This is a genomic window from [Enterobacter] lignolyticus SCF1 (assembly GCF_000164865.1).
GTDB classification, from domain to species: Bacteria; Pseudomonadota; Gammaproteobacteria; order Enterobacterales; family Enterobacteriaceae; genus Enterobacter_B; species Enterobacter_B lignolyticus.
The window spans coordinates 3,505,651-3,519,040 of sequence record NC_014618.1; the positions used below are offsets into that span (position 1 = coordinate 3,505,651).

Consider the following 13,390-nt stretch of genomic DNA (forward strand, 5'->3'; position numbering starts at 1 on the left):
CCCGCTGGCATTACAGGCTCACGCGGCGTGCAGGCGTAATCGCCCCGTAGTCATTCACGCTTTGCCAGCTCAGCGCCCCCTGAAGATCGCCGGGAACCGCCACGCTGGCGCTGCTTTTCGGCGCCACCATCACGTTATCGAGCTTGCGCCCGCCGATTTGCAGATTCACCAACGTGATGTAATACGGCGACGGATTGCTGATGCTGACCGCGCTGCCCGTGCGGGCGAATTTCAGCTGGTCGAGCGCCTGCGTCGGCTGCACCGGCAGGTTTTTCGGGCGAACGAAGAGCTTAATGCGCGACAGAATAGCCAGCTGCAGCACGTTTTTGCCGTCGGCATCCGCTTTATTGACGGAGGGGATCGCTTTCACGTTCATCCAGAACAGGGATTCGCGGTCGGTTGGTAGCGCGGGTCCGGCATAGATAATCCGCAGCGTGTTTTCGCTTTTCGGCTCGCTTACGAACAGCGGCGGCGTGACCGCGAAGGTCTTCTCCTTCTGGCCGCTGGCGTTTTCAATCCAGGCGTTGATCAGATAACGCTCCTGCGGGTTGCTGTTGCTCAGCGACAGCGCGCTCTGCTTCGCATCCGCCGGATAGATAACGCGGGTTGCCCCCAGCGCGATGCCGCCCGCCGCCTGCGTCGGTAGCGCGCACGTCAGCAACAGTAGCGACAACGCAATAGCGCCGTTGAATAAACGATTCATAACGGTAAACCCTGTAATATTATATTTTCTGGTCAGACTCAAAACGCTTACGGATAAATGAGGGTGAACCAGACATCCGATGTTATTGCGCCAGGCGTCAGGGGCAGGGAAATAACCCGGTAACGCGCGCTAAAATACAGCGTCATTTCCCCGGTGGTGACCGGGAAATACGTCACCGGCGGCGCATTGGGAATAATCATCTGTTGTTTATTATCAAATAACGCCAGCCCTAACCCGCTCCCGGCAGGCACACCGCTTACCTGGGTGGCGGCCAGAAAAACCTGGGGATCTTCCGCCGGGCTCAGCCCCTGGAATGTCACCCCGACCAGGCGCGAAATGTCCGTCCGGCAATCCACCATCTTCAGCGTAAAGGGAACTGTGACGGTCGAAAAACTGCCCACTCCGGCAAAGGTGTTGGTGCGGTACTGCCCCATATCGATACGCAGACTCTGGCTCTCTGGCGCGACGGCGCAGGCGCCGTTAACCAGTTCGCCGCGCATCTGTACACGACCGCCGTCGACCACCACGCGATGGGCAAATGCGGGCGGCGCGGTCGCGCACAGAACCATGAGCAGCGCTAACATCCTTAGCATCATCATTCCCCGATTCGGGCTAAAAAACGCCTCTTCCCTGAGGCAATGGCCATCCTGAATCTGGCGTCAGCCTTATTCGTATTTCATGACGAACGTTGCGTCGGCGTTCGCCTGGCCCGGTTCGGTCGTGTCCGCCGTGGCTTTGTAGCGCGCGCTGAAGTGCAGGGTGTTGGTCCCCTGAACCAGGTTTTGCGCCACGGAGAACACGCTGCCGTTCGGCGTCAGGGTGGCGGATGCGCTGTCGAGGATCTCGATGCCGACGCCCGTCGCGGTTGAGCCATTGCTGCCAGACGTCACCGCAAGCAGGGTCTTGTCCTGGCCGTCAATCTGGCCGCTGAACGCCACCGCCGCGGTCGCCGCAACGCTCGGATCGCAGTCGTTCAGTACGATATTGAACGGGATCTTTGCCGACGTCGTGCCGACCTTGGTAAAGGTGGCGGTACGGTACTGACCCAGCTCAACCGTCTGGTTAGAGGACTCCGTGCTCACCGCGCACGCCGCATTGACCAGTTCACCTTTAAAATGCACATTACCGCCGTTCACGGACACCGTGTCGGCCTGTGCCGCGGAAGCGACGAGACCGAGCGCGGCCACAAAAGACGCTGCTATTTTACTAAATTTCATAAATGTTCCTTGCTAGCTATAATTATTCGCGCGACGGCGAATAACCCAAAGTCATTCGCATAACGGGCCTGCCCGGAGGCTTTAAATAACACCTGAAGCAGTATTAATAAATTATCCGGAAATAATTGGCGCAAAACATGTATAAAGGCTGCGAATAAGCTCAGCTGCGTCCTAAAAATAAATAAGAAAGAACCTGTAAAGGTTATGGGAATGCACGCGGCGGTGGTCAACGCGGCGTCATCCCCTGCCGGAAACGCCCGTCGGCGTACAAAAGTACAAACGGTGACTGACATCACGCCCGGCTTCTGCCAAAATATGCACATCCCCCCTTTGGTAAGTGACAGATGGAATCCTCTCTCTGATGGCAGCAAAGATTATTGACGGTAAAACGATTGCGCAGCAGGTACGCTCTGAGGTTGCGGAAAAAGTACAGGCTCGCATTGCGGCGGGAAAACGCGCCCCCGGACTGGCCGTTGTGCTGGTAGGCAGCAATCCTGCGTCGCAAATTTATGTCGGCAGCAAGCGCAAAGCATGCGAAGAGGTGGGTTTCGTCTCCCGCTCCTACGATCTGCCGGAAACCACCAGCGAGGCCGAGCTGCTGGAGCTGATTGATACCCTGAATGCCGACGGCGCGATCGACGGGATTCTGGTGCAGCTGCCGCTGCCTGCGGGTATTGATAACGTGAAGGTGCTTGAGCGCATTGCGCCCGACAAAGACGTTGACGGTTTTCACCCCTATAACGTTGGCCGCCTGTGCCAGCGCGCGCCGCGCCTGCGTCCGTGCACGCCGCGCGGTATCGTGACGCTGCTTGAGCGCTATAACATTGATACCTACGGCCTGAATGCGGTCATTATCGGCGCCTCAAACATCGTTGGCCGCCCGATGAGCATGGAGCTGCTGCTGGCGGGCTGCACCACCACCGTCACCCACCGCTTTACGAAAAACCTGCGCCACCACGTCGAAAACGCCGACCTGCTGGTCGTGGCCGTCGGCAAGCCGGGCTTTATCCCGGGCGAGTGGATCAAAGAGGGCGCGATTGTCGTTGATGTGGGCATCAACCGCCTCGAAAGCGGCAAAGTGGTAGGCGATGTTATTTTTGACGACGCCGCCGCGCGCGCCTCGTACATTACGCCGGTCCCCGGCGGCGTGGGCCCGATGACGGTCGCCACCCTGATTCAGAACACCTTGCAGGCCTGCGAGGAATATCACGACGTAGAGGACGCGTAACATGGCAACTTTTTCCTTAGGCAAACACCCGCACGTTGAGCTTTGCGACCTGCTGAAGCTGGAAGGCTGGAGCGAGAGCGGCGCGCAGGCGAAAATCGCGATCGCCGAAGGTCTGGTAAGCGTTGACGGCGTCGTGGAAACCCGTAAACGCTGTAAAATCGTCGCGGGTCAGACCGTGAGCTACGACGGCCAGCGCATTACGGTGACGGCGTAAGCCCTGCTTCCCTCGCCGCATTCGCGGTGAGGGGCAACATATCCCTACCGCGATCGCGGTTAATTTTCGATCTACTTCAAAGAATCACAATTTCCTCTGACACGATGTGAAATTTAAGTTGCACGTCCTCCCGGCTTCTTACACGATAGGTAGAACGTTCTACTAAAACGTTCTACTTACAACAACAATGCGCCATGAGCGCCTGTCAGGGTCTCCAGTCGGGGGGAGTCAGCATGAGTCTGTTCTCAGGGTTTGTTAAATCTTTGTCAAAACTATCAATGATTGGCCGCGCCTTAATGCTGCCAATCTCACTGTTGCCAGCGGCAGGTCTGCTGCTGGCCTTCGGCGATAAATTCCATCTGCCGCTGATGATGAACGCCGGTGGGGTTATTTTCGATAACCTGCCGATGCTCTTCGCCATCGGCTCCGCCGTCGGTCTGGCGTCAGAATCCGGGATTGCCGCGCTGTCGGCGGCGGTATCGGTGTTCGTCACCAACATCACCATCAGTACGGTGCTCGGCATTACGCCGGAAATGGCCTCTCAGGGCGGGAAATACGCCATGGTGGTCGGTATTCCCACGCTGCAAATGGGCGTCTTCGGCGGGCTTATCTGCGGGATCCTCGCGGCGTGGTGCTACAACCGCTTCCACGCGATGCAGCTGCCGGAATTCCTCGGCTTCTTCTCCGGCAAGCGTTTTGTCGCTATCGCCGCCGCCTGCCTGTCGTTTGTTCTCGGCCTGCTGCTGCCGTACGTCTGGCAGCACATTCAGGCGGGCATCGACGCGCTGTCGGTGGTGGTTAACGGCGACAACCAGGCGGCATCGACCTTTATCTTCGGTCTGGTGGAGCGCGCGCTGATCCCGCTGGGTCTGCACCACATCTGGTATCCGTCCTTCTGGTACTCGTTTGGCGATTACACCACCCAGGCAGGCCTGGTTATCCACGGCGACCAGACCATTTGGTTTAAGATGCTGGAAGAAGGGGTGAAATCCTTCAGCAGCGATACCTACCAGAACGCCGGTAAATTCATGCAGGGCGAGTTCCCGCTGATGCTGTTCGCCCTGCCGGCGGCCTGTCTGGCGATGTACCACGAAGCGCATACGCCAAACAAAAAGATAGCCTCCGGTATTCTGTTCTCCGCCGCGCTCACCTGCTTCCTGACCGGGATCACCGAGCCGGTTGAGTTCACCTTTATCTTCGTGGCGCCGATTCTGTACGTCTTCAACGCCATCATGGCGGGCCTGGCCTACATGACGATGTACCTGCTGCATGCGCATATCGCTAAGTCGTTCTCAGCGGGTTTTATCGACTATCTCTCCTTCGGCATCGTCCCGTCGCTTAACGGCTACCAGACCAACTTCCTGAACGCGGTAATTGTCGGTATCCCGATGGCGCTGATTTACTACTTCACCTTCCGCTTCGTTATCCGTCGCTTTGACGTGAAAACGCCGGGGCGTACCGGTGTTACCGTCAACGCCGACGACAAAACCGACAGCGAGCTGGCTACCGAGATTATCGGCCTGCTGGGCGGCGCCAGAAACATCGACTCCGTCGGCTCCTGCATTACCCGCCTGCGTCTTGAGGTGTCGAAGAGTGACATGGTGGATAAAGACGGTCTTAACGGCGTGGGCGCCCGCGGCGTGGTCTTCGTCGGCGATAACGGCATTCAGGTGATTTTTGGCGCCAGAGCGCAATTTATTGCACAAACCATGTCGACGATGATTGGCAAATAACCGGAACAATGTCAGGCTGTACACGTCTCCTGCCCGCGCGGGAGACGTTGTTTTATCTGGCTGATTGCGGCGGATTTTTCAGGGAGCGGGTTTGAAAAAAGTCAGTATTATCGATGTCGCAAGGCAGGCGGGCGTCTCCGTCTCCACCGTCTCGCTGGTATTGCGCCAGAAAGGAAAAATTTCTGACGCCACAATCGAAAAAGTCCAGGCGGCGATCGCCGCGCTGGGCTACGTGCACAACGTGGCCGCCGCCAACCTGCGCGCCAACACCTCAAACCTTATCGGCCTGATCCTGCGTGATTTCAGCGACAGCTTTTCCATCAAGGTGATGGCAAGCGTGGTGCAGGAGCTGGAAAAACAGGGCTATATGGTTTTTCTCGGCCAACCGCTGGACGACCACGCGCACCTGGAGCGCTGCCTGCTCTCCTTTAAGCAGCAGGGCGTGGCGGGCGTGATTTACCTGGCCTCAGATACCCGCAGGACGCAGCTGCCCGAACAGATTCGTCAGTGTCCGCTGCCGCTGGTGGTGGTCTCACAGTCGCTGATGGAAGAGAACTGCAATCTGGTGATGCGCGACAACCGGCAGGCGGCAAGCCTGGCCACGCGCTATCTGATAGAACGCGGCCACCGCAGCATCGCCTATATCGGCGGGCACGAGGATAACGTCATCCGCCAGCAGCGCCTGCTGGGGTTTCGCAGCACGCTCGCCCAGAACGGGATGGTCTTTCGCGAAGAATCTACGCCCGCCTGCAGCGACGACACCTACGCCGCCAGCATCGCCACGCGCCACCTGCTGGAGAAAAACAACACCATCACCGCCCTGCTCTGCCACTCGCCGGACGCGATGATCGGCTGTATTACCGGGATTCATCAGGTCGGGCGCACCGTGGGGAAAGATGTGTTTCTGACCCAGCAGGTGGCGCTGGTCGGCTTCGAGGATATGCTGCACGTCAACCTGACGTCGCCATCGTTCACCTACGTGTCGTCCGCCAGCGAAGAGACCGGACGCCAGGCCGCCGGGCTCATTATCCGCAAGCTCAAGGAGCCGGAGCTGCAAACCCAGCGCATTACCCTTTCCGGGCAGTTGATTGCGCGGGAGTCGGCGTAAGATAAAAAAGGCCGGGTGGCGGCTACGCCTTACCCGGCCTGTAAACCCGGCAAAACTTACTTACGACGCCAGGTCGTCCCCTGCGGGCCATCTTCCAGCACGATACCCATCTCGTTCAGACGGTCGCGCGCCGCATCGGCTGCCGCCCAGTCTTTCGCCTTACGGGCATCCAGACGCTGCTGGATAAGCGATTCGATTTCCGCCACTTCACTGTCGTCCGCCTGCGCGCCGCCTTGCAGGAAGGTTTCCGGATCCTGCTCCAGCAGGCCGAGCACGCCTGACAGCTTACGCAGGTGGGCCGCCATCGCGCTGGCGGCCTGGGCGTCTTCGCCCTTCAGACGGTTCACCTCGCGGGCCATATCGAACAGCACCGAGTAGGCTTCCGGAGTATTGAAGTCGTCGTCCATCGCCTCGCGAAAACGCGCCTCAAAGGCCTCGCCGCCCGCGGCCGCAGCGGAGGCATCGGTCCCGCGCAGCGCGGTGTAGAGACGCTCCAGCGCGGAGCGCGCCTGTTTAAGGTTCTCTTCGCTGTAGTTCAGCTGGCTGCGGTAGTGGCCGGACATCAGGAAGTAGCGGATGGTTTCGGCATCGTAATACTTCAGCACGTCGCGCACGGTAAAGAAGTTGCCGAGCGATTTCGACATCTTCTCACGGTCAACCATCACCATCCCGGAGTGCATCCAGGTATTGACGTACTCGCCGTCGTGCGCGCAGGTGGACTGAGCGATTTCGTTTTCATGGTGCGGGAACATCAGATCAGAACCACCGCCGTGAATATCGAAATGGCTACCGAGCTGTTTGCAGTTCATCGCCGAGCACTCGATGTGCCAGCCAGGACGACCTTCGCCCCACGGCGAAGCCCATGCCGGCTCGCCCGCTTTTGACATCTTCCACAATACGAAGTCCATCGGGTTGCGTTTAACATCAACCACGTCCACGCGAGCACCGGCCTGCAGCTGGTCCAGATCCTGACGGGAAAGTTCGCCATAGGTGGGGTCAGAAGGCACGGAGAACATCACGTCGCCGTTGTCTGCCACATAGGCATGACCGCGTTCGATAAGGCGCTCAGTGATCTCAATGATTTCCGGGATGTGGTGCGTTGCGCGCGGCTCGTTGTCCGGACGCAGAATGTTCAGCGCATCGAAGTCTTTGTGCATTTCGATAATCATGCGATCGACCAGGCCGACAAAGTCTTCGCCGTTTTCGTTGGCGCGCTTGATGATTTTATCGTCGATATCGGTGATGTTACGCACGTACTTCAGTTTATAGCCGAGGAAACGCAGGTAGCGGGCGACGACGTCGAACGCGACGAAGGTACGGCCATGGCCGATATGACACAGATCGTAAACAGTAATCCCACACACGTACATGCCGACTTCCCCGGCATGAATTGGCTTAAATTCCTCTTTTTGGCGTGTCATTGTATTGAAGATTTTTAGCATCGAAGATTCCATATATCCGTGTGTGAACGAAAACCGCGTATTCTACCCGTTATTCAATCCGGAAGCAGCACACATTGCAAGGTGATCCAACCCTGCGGTTATGCTATAACAAGCCCCTATACGTAACCCGTCGTCGGGTATTCGCACCACTATAACGGAACAGGATGCAAAAATGGTTACTTTCCACACTAATCACGGTGATATTGTCATCAAAACGTTCGATGATAAAGCGCCTGAAACGGTTAAAAACTTCCTGGACTACTGCCGCGAAGGTTTTTACAACAACACCATTTTCCACCGCGTCATCAACGGATTCATGATCCAGGGCGGCGGTTTCGAACCTGGCATGCGTCAAAAAGCGACCAAAGATCCGATTAAAAACGAAGCGAACAACGGTCTGAAAAACACCCGCGGCACGCTGGCCATGGCGCGTACCCAGGCGCCGCACTCCGCAACGGCCCAGTTCTTCATCAACGTCGTCGATAACGACTTCCTGAACTTCTCCGGCGAAAGCATGCAGGGCTGGGGCTACTGCGTATTTGCCGAAGTGGTTGAAGGTCTGGACGTGGTTGACAAGATCAAAGGCGTGTCCACCGGCCGCAGCGGCATGCACCAGGACGTACCGAAAGAAGATGTTATCGTTGAAAGCGTGACCGTCAGCGAGTAATTCGTGGCGACACTCTTTATCGCAGATCTGCATCTGCAAACAGAAGAACCGGCGATTACCGCCGGTTTTCTGCGTTTTTTACGGGGCGAAGCCCGCAGCGCCGATGCGCTGTACATCCTGGGCGACCTGTTTGAAGCCTGGATTGGCGATGACGACCCGAACCTGCTGCACCAGGAGATGGCAACTGCCATCCGTGCGCTGGTCGATTCCGGCGTCCCCTGCTATTTCATTCACGGCAATCGCGACTTTCTGCTCGGCAAACGCTTCGCCCGGGCAAGCGGTATGACGCTCCTGCCGGAAGAAAAAGTGCTCGATCTCTACGGCCGCCGGGTGCTTATCATGCACGGCGACACGCTGTGCACCGACGATACCGGCTATCAGGCCTTTCGCGCTAAAGTGCACACGCCGTGGATCCAGCGGCTGTTTCTCGCGCTGCCGCTGTTTATCCGCAGCCGTATTGCCGCCAGAATGCGCGCGGGCAGCAAGGCCGCCAACAGCGCGAAATCAATGACCATCATGGACGTCAACCCGCAGGCGGTAGCGCAGGTGATGGAAAAGCACCGCGTTCAGTGGCTGATTCACGGCCACACCCACCGTCCCGATGTCCACACCCTCACCGCCAACGGCGACCCCGCCCATCGCGTGGTGCTGGGCGCCTGGCATGAGGAAGGCTCGATGGTGAAAGTCACGCCCGAAGGCGTCGAGCTGATCGCATTTCCTTTCTGAATTCCCGCCGCACCCGACGATCAACATCATTCATTTTTTTGAATGATATCCGCAAATTGTTTCGATTTTAACCAATCCGTGGTCGTTCTATCATTCATCACATCAGGGCAACACGCCCTATTCAAGACAAAACACTTAAGGAATACGACCATGAAATCCATCAAAACTTTCGTTGCAGTTGCTGCTCTTTCTACTTTCTCTTTCGGTTCTTTTGCTCAGAGCGTCAGTGCTACCGCCTCTACCCTTGACCGCGCAGAAGCCCAGATTGCCGCTCAGGCCGCTGAACAGGGTGCGTCTTACAAAATCACCAGCGCACAGTTCAACAACCGCGTTCACATGACTGCGGAACTAACGAAATAAAACGTCTGACTGCCGTGCCGCCAGTACGCAGATAAGCGACAGCGACAATACGATGAGCAAGGAAAAGAGAATGAAAAAAATCAGCATCGTGAGCACCCTGCTTCTGGCCACTGTCCTGTCCACTGGCGCGATGGCAGCAGAGAATCACGTCTCTACACCTGAAACAGGTTCGAATATCGACACCGGCGTGCAGAATCATATTGATGTCAGCCACGCATTCGACAAAGAGAGTCTGACCGCAGGCTATCTCCTGTAAAAAGCCTTACAGGCTTTCGCCAAACAGACCGTCAAAATACGGTCTGTTTTGTTATGCATTGATGACCACAACGGCTCACTTTTCAACCGCGCAACCGTTTTCCTTGCCCGTATTACATGCTATTCTCTGTGCCCTCGAAAGCAGTATGTTTCGCACCACAGGAGTTTTAAGACGCATGTCTTCCCGCAATAATCCGGCGCGTGTCGCCATCGTGATGGGGTCCAAAAGCGACTGGGCTACCATGCAGTTCGCCGCCGAAATCTTCGACATCCTGAACGTTCCCCACCATGTGGAAGTCGTCTCAGCTCACCGCACGCCGGACAAACTGTTCAGCTTCGCCGAAAGCGCAGAAGAGAACGGCTACCAGGTGATTATTGCCGGTGCGGGCGGTGCTGCGCATCTGCCGGGAATGATTGCCGCCAAAACGCTGGTGCCGGTGCTGGGCGTGCCGGTGCAAAGCGCGGCGCTGAGCGGCGTCGACAGCCTGTATTCGATTGTGCAGATGCCGCGCGGCATTCCGGTCGGCACTCTGGCCATCGGCAAAGCCGGGGCGGCTAACGCCGCGCTGCTGGCGGCGCAGATTCTGGCGACGCACGATACGAGCCTGCGCCAGCGTCTGGCCGACTGGCGCCAGGCGCAGACGGACGAGGTGCTGGATAATCCGGACCCGCGGGGTGCGGCATGAAACAGGTCTGCGTACTCGGCAACGGCCAGCTTGGCCGAATGCTGCGCCAGGCCGGTGAACCGCTCGGCATCAGCGTCTGGCCGGTGGGGCTGGAGGCCGATCCGGAGGCCGTGCCGTTTCAGCAAAGCGTCATCACCGCGGAAATCGAGCGCTGGCCCGAAACCGCGCTGACCCGTGAGCTGGCGCGCCACAGCGCCTTTGTGAACCGCGACGTTTTCCCGATCATCGCCGACCGGCTGACGCAGAAGCAGCTGTTCGATAAGCTGAATCTCGCCACCGCGCCGTGGCAACTGCTGGCGGATAAAAGCGTATGGCCAGCGGTATTCGATAAGCTGGGCGAGCTGGCTATCGTCAAACGTCGGACCGGCGGCTATGACGGCCGCGGCCAGTGGCGCCTGCGCGACGGCGAAACCGACCAGTTACCTGACGACTGCTACGGCGAATGCATTGTCGAGCAGGGCATCAACTTCAGCGGCGAAGTCTCGCTGGTCGGGGCTCGCGCGCAGGATGGCAGCACCGTGTTCTATCCGCTGACGCACAACCTCCATCAGGACGGTATTCTGCGCGTCAGCGTGGCGTTTCCGCAGGCGAATATCCAGCAGCAAACGCAGGCGGAAAGCATGCTGTCGGCCATTATGCACGAGCTGAACTACGTCGGCGTCATGGCGATGGAGTGCTTTATCACTCCGGCCGGACTGCTTATCAACGAGCTGGCACCTCGCGTGCACAACAGCGGGCACTGGACGCAGAACGGCGCCTCCATCAGCCAGTTCGAGCTGCATCTGCGCGGCGTGACCGGCCTGCCGCTGCCGAAGCCGGTGGTCAACAGCCCGTCGGTGATGGTCAACCTGATCGGCACCGATCTCAACTACGACTGGCTGAAGCTGCCGCTGGTGCACCTGCACTGGTACGACAAAGAGGTGCGCCCTGGCCGCAAGGTAGGGCATCTGAACCTCAGCGATTGCGATGCCGGCCACCTCAGCGCCACGCTGGAAGCGCTCATCCCGCTACTGCCGCCGGAATACGCCAGCGGCATTGCCTGGGCGCAAAGCAAGCTCGGCGCCTGATACGCTATCTTTGACCTTTCTTGCCGGGGGACTTCCCCGGCATGCCCTCCGGCGCGTAAAATTCCGTCCATGCATGTTGAAGAAGGATTTCCTGATGAAAGATGGGATGGATCACCGCGCGCTGCTTGCCGCCGGTACGCCCATAATTGACGTTCGCGCTCCGGTCGAATTTGCCCAGGGGGCGATGCCCTGCGCGATCAACCTCCCGCTGATGAACGACGATGAGCGCGCCGCGGTCGGCACCTGCTATAAGCGCAGCGGCGCCGAGGCGGCGCTGGCGCTCGGCCACCAGCTGGTGAGCGGAGAAACGCGACAGCAGCGTATTGCCGCCTGGCAAGCGGCAATCGCGCAACGCCCCGACGCCTGGCTGTGCTGCGCGCGCGGCGGACAGCGTTCACACATAACCCAGCGCTGGCTGCTGGAGGCGGGAGTCGACGTGCCGCTGGTGCCCGGCGGCTATAAATCCCTGCGCCAGGCGGCAATAAGCGCCACCGACGAGCTGGTCAGGCTGCCGATGGTGCTTGTCGGCGGCTGTACCGGCAACGGCAAAACGCAGCTGGTGCGCGCGCACCCGCTCGGCGTCGACCTCGAAGGGCTGGCGCATCACCGCGGCTCCTCGTTTGGCCGCACGCTGCAGCCGCAGCCGGCGCAGGCAAGCTTTGAAAACCACCTCGCCGTCGCCCTGCTGCAAAAAGCGCAGCAGAAGGAGCCGATACGCTGGGTGCTGGAAGATGAAGGCCATATGATAGGCGCCAACCACCTGCCGGAAAGCCTGCGCGATCGCATGGCGCAGGCGCCGATTGCGGTCGTGGAAGACGCGTTCGAGGCTCGTCTCGCGCGCCTGCAGGAAGAGTACTTCACGCGGATGCATCACGATTTCATCCAGGCCTTTGGCGAAGAGCAGGGCTGGCAGGAGTACAGCGAGTATCTGCATCACGGGCTGTTCGCCATCCGCCGCCGCCTGGGGCTACAGCGTTTTGCCCAGCTGACGGACCTGCTGGATACCGCCCTGCTGGCGCAGCAGCGCACCGGGGCGACGGACGTGCATTTCTGCTGGCTGGATCCGCTGTTGGTCGAATACTACGATCCGATGTACCGCTATCAGCTTGGGAAAAAGGCGGAAAAAATTGTGTTTCGGGGTGACTGGAATGGCGTGAGCGATTGGCTTAGCCATTCAATATAGTGATGCTTAGCTGAAAAATCATTACAGGTTAAAAGGTAATGCCGGGAATAAACCCGGTATTACAAACCGTTGACAAACATCATTGAAATCAAGAGCGGTATGATTTCTCCCTCTCCCTTTTAGGGAGAGGGTCGGGGTGAGGGTGTTAACGCGCGGATCTCCAGAAAAAATCCCCTCACCCTAGCCCTCTCCCACAAAGAGAGGGGATTAACCGTACTCTGTTTTTCACTTTGTCAGCAGCCTGTAATGCCGGGAGTAAGCCCGGCATTATATACCGTCAATGATCAATGACACCAAATCGAGGCTCTTTAAGCTCATAAGTCATATAACCAATAAGATCATGCAGTAACCCTGATAAAACCTCTCGTTCCTCAGAATTACAAGTATTGCGCATTAAAATGGAGGTTAACGCCTGGCAATACTCACATTGAAGATCGGAATCAGCAAAGATCCACTTTTCAGTCCGGTGAAATTCATCGTTGATTGTTAACTCCATAATCCGATGGCGACTCATATCTTCCTCAAGTGACAAATTCAACTTAGACAGATAGGAAGACAGACAGCGCAATACCGGCGTGATGCTTTCAGATTCATGGGCATCAATAATGATTTGAGACAGAAGTTCGCACCGTTCAGCAAGGTCAATAAAATCGAGGTTTCCAGCTGTGATTTCACTGTAGCTTGCTGAGTTATAAACTTGACTACTATTTTCTTTGTTCATATAGCATTCTCGTTACGGATTGCCGGAATGCCTCCATAAACGCCACATTCTGGAGGCGGACTGAACAAGGTTGGCGTACC

16 protein-coding genes are annotated in these 13,390 nt (G+C 57.8%); 11 read left to right on the top strand and 5 right to left on the bottom strand.

Features of this window, described 5'->3' with window-relative positions:
- Positions 1-10 precede the first annotated feature (10 nt).
- The 3 genes from fimC to fimA all read right to left on the bottom strand — a co-directional run bounded on the left by fimC (position 11) and on the right by fimA (position 1,920).
- Complete coding sequence (fimC, locus tag ENTCL_RS16360) at positions 11-703, bottom strand: type 1 fimbria chaperone FimC (RefSeq protein WP_013367256.1); 693 nt, start codon at positions 701-703, stop codon at positions 11-13.
- A 47-nt stretch (positions 704-750) separates the two neighbouring features.
- Positions 751-1,296 carry a type 1 fimbrial protein subunit FimI gene (gene fimI / locus ENTCL_RS16365; RefSeq protein WP_013367257.1) on the bottom strand — a complete coding sequence of 182 codons (546 nt, stop codon included), beginning with the start codon at positions 1,294-1,296 and terminating at the stop codon, positions 751-753.
- A gap of 72 nt (positions 1,297-1,368) precedes the next feature.
- On the bottom strand, positions 1,369-1,920 hold the full coding sequence (fimA, locus tag ENTCL_RS16370; protein WP_013367258.1) for a type 1 fimbrial major subunit FimA: 552 nt from the start codon (positions 1,918-1,920) through the stop codon (positions 1,369-1,371).
- Positions 1,921-2,281: 361 nt separating this feature from the next.
- Here fimA and folD point away from each other — a divergent pair, with 361 nt between their 5' ends.
- The 4 genes from folD (at position 2,282) to malI (ending at position 6,203) form a co-directional block, all read left to right on the top strand.
- Complete coding sequence (gene folD / locus ENTCL_RS16380; RefSeq protein ID WP_013367259.1) at positions 2,282-3,148, top strand: bifunctional methylenetetrahydrofolate dehydrogenase/methenyltetrahydrofolate cyclohydrolase FolD; 867 nt, start codon at positions 2,282-2,284, stop codon at positions 3,146-3,148.
- Position 3,149: 1 nt separating this feature from the next.
- On the top strand, positions 3,150-3,362 hold the full coding sequence (ybcJ, locus tag ENTCL_RS16385) for a ribosome-associated protein YbcJ (protein ID WP_013367260.1): 213 nt from the start codon (positions 3,150-3,152) through the stop codon (positions 3,360-3,362).
- A gap of 233 nt (positions 3,363-3,595) precedes the next feature.
- Complete coding sequence (locus tag ENTCL_RS16390; protein ID WP_013367261.1) at positions 3,596-5,095, top strand: PTS transporter subunit EIIC; 1,500 nt, start codon at positions 3,596-3,598, stop codon at positions 5,093-5,095.
- A gap of 91 nt (positions 5,096-5,186) precedes the next feature.
- Positions 5,187-6,203 carry a Mal regulon transcriptional regulator MalI gene (gene malI, locus ENTCL_RS16395; protein WP_013367262.1) on the top strand — a complete coding sequence of 339 codons (1,017 nt, stop codon included), beginning with the start codon at positions 5,187-5,189 and terminating at the stop codon, positions 6,201-6,203.
- A gap of 56 nt (positions 6,204-6,259) precedes the next feature.
- Here malI and cysS read toward each other — a convergent pair whose 3' ends face one another.
- Positions 6,260-7,645 carry a cysteine--tRNA ligase gene (cysS, locus tag ENTCL_RS16400; RefSeq protein WP_013367263.1) on the bottom strand — a complete coding sequence of 462 codons (1,386 nt, stop codon included), beginning with the start codon at positions 7,643-7,645 and terminating at the stop codon, positions 6,260-6,262.
- Positions 7,646-7,817: 172 nt separating this feature from the next.
- Between cysS and ppiB the strand changes: the two genes are divergently transcribed.
- The 7 genes from ppiB (at position 7,818) to mnmH (ending at position 12,589) form a co-directional block, all read left to right on the top strand.
- A complete protein-coding gene (ppiB, locus tag ENTCL_RS16405) occupies positions 7,818-8,312 on the top strand; it encodes a peptidylprolyl isomerase B (protein ID WP_013367264.1) in 495 nt (164 codons plus the stop codon).
- Positions 8,313-8,315: 3 nt separating this feature from the next.
- Positions 8,316-9,038 (top strand): UDP-2,3-diacylglucosamine diphosphatase, encoded by a 723-nt coding sequence (gene lpxH / locus ENTCL_RS16410; RefSeq protein WP_013367265.1) that lies wholly within the window; start codon positions 8,316-8,318, stop codon positions 9,036-9,038.
- Between the two features lie 150 nt (positions 9,039-9,188).
- Complete coding sequence (locus ENTCL_RS16415; protein ID WP_013367266.1) at positions 9,189-9,398, top strand: YdgH/BhsA/McbA-like domain containing protein; 210 nt, start codon at positions 9,189-9,191, stop codon at positions 9,396-9,398.
- Between the two features lie 70 nt (positions 9,399-9,468).
- Entirely contained in the window at positions 9,469-9,654 is a 186-nt protein-coding gene (locus ENTCL_RS16420) for a hypothetical protein (protein WP_013367267.1), read from the top strand.
- A gap of 175 nt (positions 9,655-9,829) precedes the next feature.
- Positions 9,830-10,339, top strand: a complete 510-nt coding sequence (gene purE, locus ENTCL_RS16425) for a 5-(carboxyamino)imidazole ribonucleotide mutase (protein WP_013367268.1) — start codon at positions 9,830-9,832, stop codon at positions 10,337-10,339.
- Entirely contained in the window at positions 10,336-11,406 is a 1,071-nt protein-coding gene (purK, locus tag ENTCL_RS16430; protein WP_013367269.1) for a 5-(carboxyamino)imidazole ribonucleotide synthase, read from the top strand. Before purE ends, purK begins: the two co-directional genes overlap by 4 nt.
- A 94-nt stretch (positions 11,407-11,500) precedes the next feature.
- Complete coding sequence (gene mnmH / locus ENTCL_RS16435; protein WP_013367270.1) at positions 11,501-12,589, top strand: tRNA 2-selenouridine(34) synthase MnmH; 1,089 nt, start codon at positions 11,501-11,503, stop codon at positions 12,587-12,589.
- A gap of 277 nt (positions 12,590-12,866) precedes the next feature.
- Here mnmH and ENTCL_RS16440 read toward each other — a convergent pair whose 3' ends face one another.
- Entirely contained in the window at positions 12,867-13,310 is a 444-nt protein-coding gene (locus tag ENTCL_RS16440; protein WP_013367271.1) for a hypothetical protein, read from the bottom strand.
- Positions 13,311-13,390 lie beyond the last annotated feature (80 nt).

Excerpts from the sequence above, each read along its gene's own strand:
- cysS (WP_013367263.1), bottom strand. The coding sequence starts at position 7,645 with ATGCTAAAAATCTTCAATACAATGACACGCCAAAAAGAGGAATTTAAG.
- folD (WP_013367259.1), top strand. The coding sequence starts at position 2,282 with ATGGCAGCAAAGATTATTGACGGTAAAACGATTGCGCAGCAGGTACGC.
- fimC (WP_013367256.1), bottom strand. The coding sequence starts at position 703 with ATGAATCGTTTATTCAACGGCGCTATTGCGTTGTCGCTACTGTTGCTG.
- mnmH (WP_013367270.1), top strand. The coding sequence starts at position 11,501 with ATGAAAGATGGGATGGATCACCGCGCGCTGCTTGCCGCCGGTACGCCC.
- purE (WP_013367268.1), top strand. The coding sequence starts at position 9,830 with ATGTCTTCCCGCAATAATCCGGCGCGTGTCGCCATCGTGATGGGGTCC.
- ENTCL_RS16390 (WP_013367261.1), top strand. The coding sequence starts at position 3,596 with ATGAGTCTGTTCTCAGGGTTTGTTAAATCTTTGTCAAAACTATCAATG.
- ybcJ (WP_013367260.1), top strand. The coding sequence starts at position 3,150 with ATGGCAACTTTTTCCTTAGGCAAACACCCGCACGTTGAGCTTTGCGAC.
- ppiB (WP_013367264.1), top strand. The coding sequence starts at position 7,818 with ATGGTTACTTTCCACACTAATCACGGTGATATTGTCATCAAAACGTTC.
- purK (WP_013367269.1), top strand. The coding sequence starts at position 10,336 with ATGAAACAGGTCTGCGTACTCGGCAACGGCCAGCTTGGCCGAATGCTG.
- ENTCL_RS16420 (WP_013367267.1), top strand. The coding sequence starts at position 9,469 with ATGAAAAAAATCAGCATCGTGAGCACCCTGCTTCTGGCCACTGTCCTG.
- ENTCL_RS16440 (WP_013367271.1), bottom strand. The coding sequence starts at position 13,310 with ATGAACAAAGAAAATAGTAGTCAAGTTTATAACTCAGCAAGCTACAGT.
- fimA (WP_013367258.1), bottom strand. The coding sequence starts at position 1,920 with ATGAAATTTAGTAAAATAGCAGCGTCTTTTGTGGCCGCGCTCGGTCTC.
- fimI (WP_013367257.1), bottom strand. The coding sequence starts at position 1,296 with ATGCTAAGGATGTTAGCGCTGCTCATGGTTCTGTGCGCGACCGCGCCG.
- ENTCL_RS16415 (WP_013367266.1), top strand. The coding sequence starts at position 9,189 with ATGAAATCCATCAAAACTTTCGTTGCAGTTGCTGCTCTTTCTACTTTC.